A 10558-nucleotide genomic window follows, 5' to 3' on the forward strand; every position below is an offset into this window, starting at 1 on the left:
TCTTCGGAAACTAGTATAAATTTCCCTATATTGAAAAAGCAATCAATATGCGCTATGGGATTCCGAAAATGTACACTTATTCTATTACTTCTATCGATAGCTTTCCCAGCACTGTCACAGGAGGTTACACTTTTTCAACAATACAATGGTCGCTATGATTACTTGGCGTTTGGCAATACGCTTAACTTGACCGAAAATACTGTGATAGACGGGGATCCGGCACCTTGCGAGATTTTAACCGAGAGCAGTGCCGAATATGTTCTTGGAGCGGGAAGAACTTTAATAGCCGCACAACTCTATTGGGCCGGTTCGAGCGAAGGAGACTTTGAGGTAGTACTTAACGGCACGCCTATCGTGGCCGAACGCACGTTTGAGCTCATTACAAATCCAACACGTGTTTACTTTGGAGCGTACGCAGATGTGACGGACCTTGTACAAAGTACAGGTGACGGTACCTATACACTTTCAGAATTCGACATCACAGCAGATATTATTAATTATTGTGCCGGTAGTACTACGAATTTTGGGGGTTGGGCTATTAACATCATATACGAGGATCCAACACTACCACTTAATCAGGTAAATATTTTTGATGGGTTCGAATTCGTTTCAGCAGTAAACAGCGAATTAGTTATCACCTTGGACAATTTGAATGTGTTGGATAATATGGGTGCTAAGATCGGTTTCCTTACGTGGGAAGGGGATGCATCGCTAGCTGTAAATGAAACACTGGAAATCAATGGAAATGTAATTAGCAACCCACCGCTGAATCCGGCAGATAACCAATTTAACAGCACCAACAGTTTTACGGGAGCGAACGATCTGTATAATATGGACATCGATTTCTACGATATCGAGAACAACATTCAACCGGGAGATCAGAATGCTACCATCCGTCTCACCTCGGGTCAAGACTTTGTGATCGTTAACAATGTAATCACAGTTCTCAATACCGAGCTGCCAGATGCGACCATAGAGATCGATATGGTGACAGGTGCTACCGAGTGCGGGGACCGGGATATTGATGTCGATTACACGGTCTACAATGTAAACAGCACCGACGAACTTCCGGCCAATACGCCCATAGCTTTCTATGCCAATACACAACTTATCGGGCAAGCTGCTACCACCATGGAACTGCCTATTGGCGGTTCGGAGAGTGGCTCCATTAGCCTCACGATACCGGATGGAATCCCTGCCGATTTCGTTCTAAAGGCATTCGTAGATGACGATGGTACCGGTATGGGTGTCGTCAATGAGACAAATGAAGCTAATAACGGATTTCTACTGGATTTTCATCTTCTCGTTTTTCCCGAGATTATTGGCCTTACAGATCTTGAGCTTTGTGATGTTTTTGGTACCGAATTGTTCGATCTTTCCGAAGCAACCGCACAGATCGATCCGGTAAATACCATTACCTACCACCTTTCCGAAACAGATGCTTTGGACAATGAAGACCCGATCCCAAATCCTGAAGCATACCAAAATACTTCTAATCCGCAAACCATCTGGATACGGGTAAGTAATCCCGACTGTTTTGTTGTTGATAGTTTTGCTATTGAAGTGGTCGATTGCCCGTTACCCGATGCTACCATTACCATAGATAATGATCTCAATGCCTGTCGCCAACGCAATCTTGTAGTTGAATATACAGTCTATAACCTGGAAGCAACCGCCGAACTTCCTGCAAATACTCCTATTGCGTTCTATGTGGACGGTCTTTTGGTAGCACAAACACAAACCAACACTATAATACCCATTGGCGGTAATGAAGCGGGTGTGATCGAATTTACCCTGCCCGAGAATACACCGGACATGTTCTTGCTCACAGCCGTGGTGGATGACGACGGCACCGGCAACGGCGTCGTGTTCGAGTTGAACGATTTCAATAATACTTTTGATCTAAACGTGGTGTTTGGAAGCATCCCTCCCATTGGTTCACTGCCAGCTCTTTTGTTATGTGATGAAGGAAACGACACCGCCACTTTTGACTTAACCGTACAGAACGATCTTATTTCTACAGATCCAAACGATGAGATCACTTATTACACCACCTTCGACAATGCCGTGGCACAAGAAGCACCTATTAGTGACCCGGGAGCATATGTTAACGGTAGCGATCCTCAAACGATCTACGTACGCCTTGAAAATGAGATATGCTTTACCGTGGGCGAATTCTTGTTGACTACCGAAAATTGTGCGCCTTTTATTCCGCAAGGATTTTCCCCTAATGGCGACGGCATTAACGACCTCTTTGAGATCACAGGATTGCTGAATGTCTTTTCTGATTTTGAATTACAGATCTATTCGCGGGAAGGAAACCTCATCCACACCTCCAAAAACGACGATGGCTTTTGGGATGGGATTGCTACTGAAGGGCTTCTCTTTACCGGAAACTTAGTTCCGGTGGGAACGTACTATTATGTATTGCAATTGAACGATCCCGAATTCCCGAATCCGTATCTAGGATTTGTCTATATCAATTACTAACATGTGTTATAGTTATCCGGTATATGAAAAACTTTTTTAAGTATCTATGTTTAATAATAGGTGTAATTGTAAACGCACAAGAACAGGAGGTTTCCACTGAAATTCAAACACAGGGTCCTTCCTACCTTTCTTTTGACGTCACTTCGCCATTCAATTTTGGTACACCTCGATATCGTTTGGGTTACATTCATGGATTTGGTACATCTTGGAAAGCAAGCGTGGATATTGGCTACGGTTCTGAAGGTATTTCGATAACAAAATTCTCTGATATCGCTTCTGAAAACTACAAACTGATGGAGGTAAGGGCTGAAGCTTATTACATTTTTAAAGCAACTTCAAGCGTGGAGCACTATCTCGCTGCCGAGCTATTTTATATAAATCATACCGAAACTATTATTTCGAATTATTATTACCCTGAAAACGAGGCTGGTATTGTTCGCTACGACGAGGCCGATTATCGTCGTCAAAAGCAAGGAGCGCATATTAAATACGGAGCATTGATTGCTTTTGGTAAACGTTTCGGGGTCAACGTGTATTATGGGATTGGTATTCGCTACAGAGATATAGAATTCAACAACCTGATCGATCCCCGTGAGGACAACGATCCCGAGGATGAATATCCAATATTCAATGGATTATACCGAAATCAAGGAAGTAATATTGGGTTGAGTATGGCGTTAGGTATCAAATTCTTATTTCGCTTGTAATCGTATCGATTTACATAAACATAAGCCTACAATAATATAACACGTGTATAGAATTAATGACCATTTCAAATAAATTCATTTTTTACACTTTATTGTTAATACTTCCTTTAAAAGTGTATTCCCAATCGGCCGATACTGATAGTATACATAATAAAAAACTCCGAAATACAAGTCTTTCATTTGATGTCGCAACAGCAGTAGATCCGGTACATCCCAGATACCGCATGGGCATTTTTCACAGGTGGACTGAAAAATGGGGAGCTTCACTAGATCTCGGATATGGTGATGAGGATCTTACGATTCATTCGGATAATCGTGGCATTGATTACCGACTCTGGGAAATCAGGCCCGAGGTCTATTTATTCTATACGCAAAGGCAAAGGATGACGAACTATCTTTCTTTTGAAATATTTTACATTCAGCATACCGACTTATTCATAAACAAAGTGTATGTTCCCGAAGGAAGCAATACCGAGATCCAATTTGATCGGGCAGATTTTGAGAGAAGAAAATACGGATTTCATTTAAAGCACGGCCACTTGATATCCCTAAGCAACCGCTTTGGACTCGATCTGTATTATGGATTAGGACTGAAAACGCGCGATATCTCTTATAAGAATATTGTGAATCCGGAAGAAACAGATATAGTATATGTTCCTGTTTTTTTTGAGATATTTAAGCTAGGCGACTCTTTTAACTTGAAAAAAGAGGAAGGTAGTGTCACGGGAATAAATATTTCCGCAGGAATAAAGGTTCACTATTTCTTTTAGCTGTAAATAATCCAAATACTTTTAGGTTTTTTTACCTTTACATTGCATTGAAAAACCCTATGAAATTCAAACTCACATCCGATTTTAAACCCACAGGCGACCAGCCCACAGCGATCCAATCCTTGGTCGAAGGGCTTGAATCCGATGAAAAATACCAAACACTCTTAGGCGTTACGGGAAGCGGAAAGACCTTTACCGTGGCCAATGTGGTGGAAGCGGTACAAAAACCCACACTCGTGCTGGCGCATAATAAGACACTGGCCGCGCAATTGTATACCGAGTTCAAGAACCTGTTCCCGAATAACGCGGTTGAATACTTTGTGTCCTATTACGATTATTATCAGCCGGAAGCGTTCATACCTTCCAGCGGAACCTATATTGAAAAAGATCTTTCTATCAATGAAGAGATCGAGGTGATGCGATTGAGTACAACCTCCTCCCTCCTTTCGGGAAGGCGTGATGTGTTGGTGGTGGCTTCGGTGTCATGTTTATACGGTATTGGGAATCCTGTAGAGTTTCAGAAGAACGTGATCAGCTTACAGAACGGACAGATCATCTCACGCACCAAGTTATTACACATGCTGGTCCAGAGCCTCTATTCACGTACCGAAGCTGAATTCAACCACGGTCGTTTCAGAATAAAAGGAGATACGGTAGATGTGTTTCCAAGTTATGCCGATATGGCTTTCCGCATTCACTTTTTTGGTGATGAGATCGAAGAGATCGAATCTTTTGATCCGAAAACGAATGAGGTCGTTGAAAAATATGACCGTCTCAACATCTATCCTGCCAATATGTTTGTTACCTCTCCGGACGTCTTACAAAGTGCTATTCGGGATATTCAGGATGATCTAGTAAAGCAAGTCGATTATTTTAAAGAGATCGGCAAGCACTTGGAGGCAAAACGATTGGAAGAACGTACAAATTTTGATTTGGAGATGATAAGGGAACTGGGGTATTGCAGTGGTATCGAGAATTATTCCCGCTATTTGGACCGAAGATTACCGGGTACACGTCCCTTCTGCCTTCTGGATTATTTCCCTGAAGATTATCTAATGATCGTGGATGAAAGCCACGTTTCCATACCTCAAGTGGGTGCTATGTATGGCGGAGATCGTTCGCGAAAGGAAAATTTGGTAGAATACGGTTTCAGATTACCGGCTGCCATGGACAACAGACCCCTAAAGTTCGAAGAGTTTGAAGCATTACAGAACCAAGTGATCTATGTAAGTGCTACACCGGCAGACTACGAGCTAGAAAAGAGTGGTGGTGTCTATGTCGAACAGATCATTCGTCCCACCGGATTGTTAGACCCTCCTATTGAAGTACGGCCAAGCCTCAACCAGATCGATGATCTCTTAGAAGAGATCCAGTTGCGTATTGAAAAGGACGAGCGGGTTTTGGTGACGACCCTTACCAAACGAATGGCTGAGGAATTAACCAAATATTTAACCCGTGTACAGATACGGTGTCGGTATATCCACAGCGACGTAGATACTTTGGAACGTGTCGAGATCATGCAGGACCTACGCTTAGGGCTTTTCGATGTATTGGTAGGGGTCAATCTTTTACGAGAAGGACTCGATCTTCCAGAGGTGTCCCTCGTTGCTATTCTTGATGCCGATAAAGAAGGTTTCTTGCGAAGTAACAGATCGCTCACACAAACAGTAGGGCGTGCAGCGCGACACCTCAACGGAAAGGCGATCATGTATGCTGATAAGATCACTAAAAGTATGCAGGCCACCATTGACGGAACCGAATACCGAAGAGCAAAACAATTGGAGTACAATGCAGAACATAATATCACACCAACGGCCATAAAAAAATCCTTCGAGAATTCTCTAACCAAATCGAAACAGGAAGCCTACACCTTTGAGACTGCAGACACCCTAGCTGCGGCTGAGCCGGATGATGTCTATCTAACCAAGGCGCAGATCGAAAAAAAGATACGCGATACCCGCAAGGCCATGGAAAAAGCAGCCAAGGATCTCGATTTTATGATGGCTGCAAAGCTTCGGGATAAGATCAAAACTCTTCAGAAAGGTTTGGAAGAAGTTTTATAACCCCCTTAACAGTCGGTGGCTTCGGGAGTTTGTATATTTCCGTATGATAACTTCAGAAGACATTAATCTTGACAACAAAGTAATCCCTAAAAGTATCCGAAAAGAAGCGATAACGGCGCTTTCGCACTTTCCGGAACTCTATGAAAGCGAGATCATCTTTAGATTCAAGAATAATATCAAGAAATCGACCATGCAGGCACAGCCTACTTGGAAAAGTTTTTTGACCTCTCGAAAGAATCGTTCTTACATTATTCTCATAAGTAGACGCATACAGATCGAACAGGAGGAATTCACTATTGAGGATATTCCAAGTGATGTGATCGTTGGTTGGTTGGGCCACGAGTTGGGTCATGTCATGGATTACAGGAACCGGGGCCGCTTCTCAATGCTGTTTTTTGGGCTGAAGTATTTATATTCTCGGGCGCATATTCAAGAAGTAGAACGTGCAGCAGATACGTATGCCATTCGGCACGGGATGGGAGATTATATTTTACAAACCAAGAATTTTATTTTGGACCATGCGCATATTTCAGAAAAATACAAAGAGCGCATTCGCAGACTGTACATGTCTCCTGAAGAAGTTATGCAGCTGATTAACGAAGGAGAATTAGCGTGATCCCCTATTGCGTTCTAACGAATGCTTCCCAATCGGCAAATTTCTCCTCATTCATGACCCGTTCCATTTTAACTTGTCCGCCTTTCTTCTTGTTACGCGCATTCCATTCGTAGAAAACATTGGGAGAAACGGTTGTGACCTTTACGCCTTTCAACGCCTTGGATCGGGCAACCCTGTAATTCTTATTGGCTTCTTTTAATGCCTCGTCCAATGCTTGAGAAAGTGTTTCGGGATCTGTATCGGCCTCCGTTCCCAGGTACCAACTATGGTAGAACTCATTATCGATCTTAATAGCTGCTAATGTAAACTCCGGGATTTCAATATCAAATTTTTCTTCAAGCTCACGCAGTGCCGTATCCATTTTGTTGACCGAAAGTTGAGAGCCCACAACATTGAGGAAAAATTTAGTACGTCCGGTGATCTTGATCTCTGCCTTTTCAACATTGGTAAAGGCAATGGTATCACCTATAAGATAACGCCATGCACCGGAAACAGTGCTAATGAGCAATACATAATCTGTATCTGTGTGTACATCTGAAAGACCCACCACGGGAGCTTCTTGGTCCAGAGAGCCGTCCTCAAGGATATATTCTGGTTTAAAAGGAACAAATTCGAAATAGATCCCGTTATCGGTCACTAATTTCATGGATGTGGTATCCGGCCTTTGCTGAAAGGCGATAAATCCTTCTGAAGCAAGGTAGGTATCGATTACCGTTACAGGTTTAGACAATAACTGCTTGAAACTTTTTTCATACGGCTGGAATGCCACGCCCCCACTGGTATACACCTGCAGGTTGGGCCATACCTCATGAATGGTCTCCACATTGTGATAGTCGATCACTTTCTTCATCATAAGTTCCATCCAAGAAGGAATTCCGCTCAATGCCCCTATATCCCATTCTTTTGCACGCTTGGCTATGGTTTCTACACGCTCATCCCAATCATCAATCTTTGCGATCTCCTCGCCCGGTTTGTAATACCCCTGAAACCAGAACGGAATATTACTGGCACTAATACCGCTGATCTCGCCTTCAAGGAACTCTCCGCGCGATTGAAGGTCGGTTGAACTTCCCAACATCATGATCTCCTTTTCGAAAAAATCGGAAGGAAGGTCGAAATTAGTCAATGCTCCAACCTGCTTGATGCCCGCCGTTCGAATGGCATCTATCATATCGTTGGTCACAGGTATACGTTTACTGGATTTTCCTGTGGTTCCACTACTTAGTGCAAAATACGAAGGTTTTCCGGGCCATGTTATATCCTCCATTCCCTCAATGACACGATCCCACCAATCTTCTTTCATCTTATTGTAATCGTGAAAGGGAATTCCTTCAGAAAAAGCAGAGGTAATATCTTGAGACTCAAGAATCTTTTTAAACCCATAGTATTTGCCAAATGCGGTATCTTTGGCCGTTTCCAATAACTGTTTGAGCACTTCCTGTTGTGCTTGAGCAGGTGTCTTTTCAGAAACCAAAGAATCTCTAAGATCGATTGCGGCTTTTATGATACTACCCAATATGGCCATAATGTGTTGTTAGGTTTTAAAAATACTGAAACCCTAAAAAACTAACTTCTTCTTTAATGGAAGTTTAACCTTTTTTCCAAGAACGTTTCCATTGTAGTATCTTTGTATGCTATGTCAAACCATCCCGATTCCATAAGAATTAATAAGGCCATTAGCGACAGTGGCTTTTGCTCACGTCGAAAGGCAGATACCTTTATTGAAGAAGGTCGCGTAACATTAAACGGGACAAAGGTTACTTTAGGGGACCGTGCCATGCCCGATGATGAAATTCGGGTAGATGGTAAATTGATCACCGAGAACGACACCCTAGTATATATCGCTTTGAACAAACCGGTAGGAATAACCTGCACCACAGACCGACGCGTGGAAGGAAATGTGGTTGATTTTATCAATCATAAGGAACGAATTTTTCATGTGGGTAGATTGGACAAGCCCAGTGAAGGATTGTTGTTAATGACCAACGATGGCGATATTGTGAATAAGATTCTGAGAGCCGGGAATGAACATGAAAAGGAGTACATCGTTAAGGTAGATCGACCGGTGACCGATGATTTTATAAAAAAAATGAGTCAGGGTGTACCGCTGCATGAATTGGAGGTAACGACAAAACCTTGTGTGGTCGAGCGAGTAAGCCGGTTTGTTTTCAGGATTATCTTGGTTCAGGGATTAAATCGACAGATACGGCGTATGTGTGAGTATTTGGAATATGAGGTCGTGGAGTTGAAACGTGTACGTATTATGAATATTCAATTGGGTGATCTACCCACAGGATCATGGAGAAATCTTACAACGAAAGAATTACAGGGGTTACAAGATGCTGTTTCAAAATCGGATAACGCGCCGCAAGCAAAACGTACTGATCGAACCCAAGGCAGACGTAGAAGAGGACGCGATTGATGTAGTGAATCTCGGGTATAAAAAAACCACGTACCGATTGAGTAGCACGTGGTCATTTTCAACTAACTAACCAAATTAAATTTCAATTATGAAATCTCAACCATTCTTTTAATTTCTTTCTTCGCTTCTTTTTTAGGAATGAGAATCGTTACAATTCCATTCGTGTAAGAAGCTTCGATCTCTTCGGCTTTAACAGTTTCCGGAAGCGCGAAAGATCGCTCAAAATTTGTAAAATCAAAATCTTTACGAGTGTATGTAAAAGGAGTCTTTTCTTCTTTAATCTCTTCTTCGTTTTCGGAAGATTTCGAAGAAACTTTCAATATCTCTTTTTCGATTTCAATAGCTATATTTTCCTTCTTCAAACCGGGCGCTGCCAATTCAATTACAAAGGTCGAAAAATTCTCTTTAATATTTGAATACGGAATGCTAAAGTTTTCATAATTAGACACATCCAATCTATTTTCAGGTACGAGACCTTCAAATATGGAGGGAAACCAAACCTTATTTCTATTAACTATTTTCATGCTGTTTTAGTATAAAAAATTTCACTATTTCTATACTGTAGATAGCAACAAAGATTCCATAGTACGCAACAGGACATTTTGACTTGTAAATGAATTAAATAGCTGCCTTTTTGACCGATAAAAAGATATTTTGAATAAGATTTAAATGAATTTTAAGAAAAAAACATCCTATTATGGGTACTTTTAAAAACAATTCCGTTGCTTATGAAAGACGTTTACGTGCGATTGGTCACTTTCTTCAACACCATAAAAAGTAAGATCGCGTTCTACCCTACTCTGATATCCATCGCAGGTTTCGCATTTGCCTTTCTTATGATGTCAATGGAAGAAAAAGGGATATCAAAGAATTTAATTGAGGAATTTCCACAGCTTGTTTTAGAGGACGGTGATACTGCGCTCACCATTTTAAGCGTATGTATTGGCGGGCTCATTTCTATGATGGTATTCAGTTTTTCGATGGTGATGTTATTGCTTAGTCAGGCATCCAGTAACTTCTCTCCCAGATTATTACCGGGTTTGATCTCCGATAAAAACCATCAAATCATCTTAGGTGCTTATCTCGCCACCATACTCTATAATATCTTCACCTTATTTTCTGTCGAACCTGCAGATGAAAAATATACCTTACCCGGATTTTCGATCCTACTAGGTATTATACTTACGATAGTATGTTTGGTGTTGTTCTTGTATTTTATTCACACCATTTCCCAAAGCATCCAGATCAATAACATTTTAGATTCCATTTACGATAAATCTCGCACACGTTTAACTACAATCATTGAAAAGGAGAATGAAAAGGACGCCGCCCTCATCGAGAACTTTCCGGAAACCAAGGAGTGGCATTCGTATACGCCGGTAACAAGCGGATATTTTCAAAATATCTCATTACGCAATATTATCGCCATCGCCAAAGAAAAAGATACCCGATTCTACATTGCGGTACCCAAAGGACTGTTTGTTTTAAGG

9 protein-coding genes are annotated in these 10558 nt (G+C 41.7%); 7 read left to right on the forward strand and 2 right to left on the reverse strand.

All coding sequences use genetic code 11. The features are described 5' to 3' along the window. Positions 1–54 precede the first annotated feature (54 nt). Genes AACZ11_RS07425 through AACZ11_RS07445 form a run of 5 tightly spaced genes read left to right on the forward strand, consistent with a single transcriptional unit; the run spans position 55 to position 6646 of the window. On the forward strand, positions 55–2490 hold the full coding sequence (locus AACZ11_RS07425) for a gliding motility-associated C-terminal domain-containing protein (RefSeq protein WP_290625434.1): 2436 nt from the start codon (positions 55–57) through the stop codon (positions 2488–2490). Positions 2491–2513: 23 nt separating this feature from the next. Further along, positions 2514–3197 (forward strand): hypothetical protein, encoded by a 684-nt coding sequence (locus tag AACZ11_RS07430; protein WP_290625436.1) that lies wholly within the window; start codon positions 2514–2516, stop codon positions 3195–3197. Between the two features lie 56 nt (positions 3198–3253). Then, entirely contained in the window at positions 3254–3967 is a 714-nt protein-coding gene (locus AACZ11_RS07435) for a hypothetical protein (protein WP_290625439.1), read from the forward strand. Positions 3968–4026: 59 nt separating this feature from the next. Then, complete coding sequence (gene uvrB, locus AACZ11_RS07440) at positions 4027–6030, forward strand: excinuclease ABC subunit UvrB (RefSeq protein ID WP_290625441.1); 2004 nt, start codon at positions 4027–4029, stop codon at positions 6028–6030. Positions 6031–6073: 43 nt separating this feature from the next. Further along, positions 6074–6646: a hypothetical protein gene (locus AACZ11_RS07445; RefSeq protein WP_290625443.1), complete on the forward strand. Its 573-nt coding sequence runs from the start codon at positions 6074–6076 to the stop codon at positions 6644–6646. 4 nt (positions 6647–6650) lie between these two features. Here the strand turns inward: AACZ11_RS07445 and AACZ11_RS07450 are convergent, their stop codons facing one another. Continuing rightward, entirely contained in the window at positions 6651–8171 is a 1521-nt protein-coding gene (locus AACZ11_RS07450; RefSeq protein WP_290625445.1) for a GH3 auxin-responsive promoter family protein, read from the reverse strand. 111 nt (positions 8172–8282) lie between these two features. Here AACZ11_RS07450 and rluF point away from each other — a divergent pair, with 111 nt between their 5' ends. Continuing rightward, positions 8283–9068, forward strand: coding sequence for a 23S rRNA pseudouridine(2604) synthase RluF (rluF, locus tag AACZ11_RS07455; protein ID WP_290625447.1), 786 nt, complete (start codon positions 8283–8285; stop codon positions 9066–9068). A gap of 86 nt (positions 9069–9154) precedes the next feature. Here rluF and AACZ11_RS07460 read toward each other — a convergent pair whose 3' ends face one another. Beyond that, positions 9155–9592, reverse strand: a complete 438-nt coding sequence (locus AACZ11_RS07460; protein WP_290625449.1) for an Hsp20/alpha crystallin family protein — start codon at positions 9590–9592, stop codon at positions 9155–9157. Positions 9593–9796: 204 nt separating this feature from the next. Here AACZ11_RS07460 and AACZ11_RS07465 point away from each other — a divergent pair. Next, a partial coding sequence (locus AACZ11_RS07465) for a DUF2254 family protein (protein WP_290625451.1) occupies positions 9797–10558 on the forward strand: 762 nt, incomplete at its 3' end.

This window comes from uncultured Altibacter sp., from assembly GCF_963972995.1.
Taxonomy (GTDB): domain Bacteria; phylum Bacteroidota; class Bacteroidia; order Flavobacteriales; family Flavobacteriaceae; genus Altibacter.

Bases quoted from the DNA above. Each gene is read 5' to 3' on its own strand.
- AACZ11_RS07445 (WP_290625443.1), top strand. From the start codon at position 6,074: ATGATAACTTCAGAAGACATTAATCTTGACAACAAAGTAATCCCTAAA.
- rluF (WP_290625447.1), top strand. From the start codon at position 8,283: ATGTCAAACCATCCCGATTCCATAAGAATTAATAAGGCCATTAGCGAC.
- AACZ11_RS07450 (WP_290625445.1), bottom strand. From the start codon at position 8,171: ATGGCCATATTGGGTAGTATCATAAAAGCCGCAATCGATCTTAGAGAT.
- AACZ11_RS07460 (WP_290625449.1), bottom strand. From the start codon at position 9,592: ATGAAAATAGTTAATAGAAATAAGGTTTGGTTTCCCTCCATATTTGAA.
- AACZ11_RS07430 (WP_290625436.1), top strand. From the start codon at position 2,514: ATGAAAAACTTTTTTAAGTATCTATGTTTAATAATAGGTGTAATTGTA.
- uvrB (WP_290625441.1), top strand. From the start codon at position 4,027: ATGAAATTCAAACTCACATCCGATTTTAAACCCACAGGCGACCAGCCC.
- AACZ11_RS07425 (WP_290625434.1), top strand. From the start codon at position 55: ATGGGATTCCGAAAATGTACACTTATTCTATTACTTCTATCGATAGCT.
- AACZ11_RS07435 (WP_290625439.1), top strand. From the start codon at position 3,254: ATGACCATTTCAAATAAATTCATTTTTTACACTTTATTGTTAATACTT.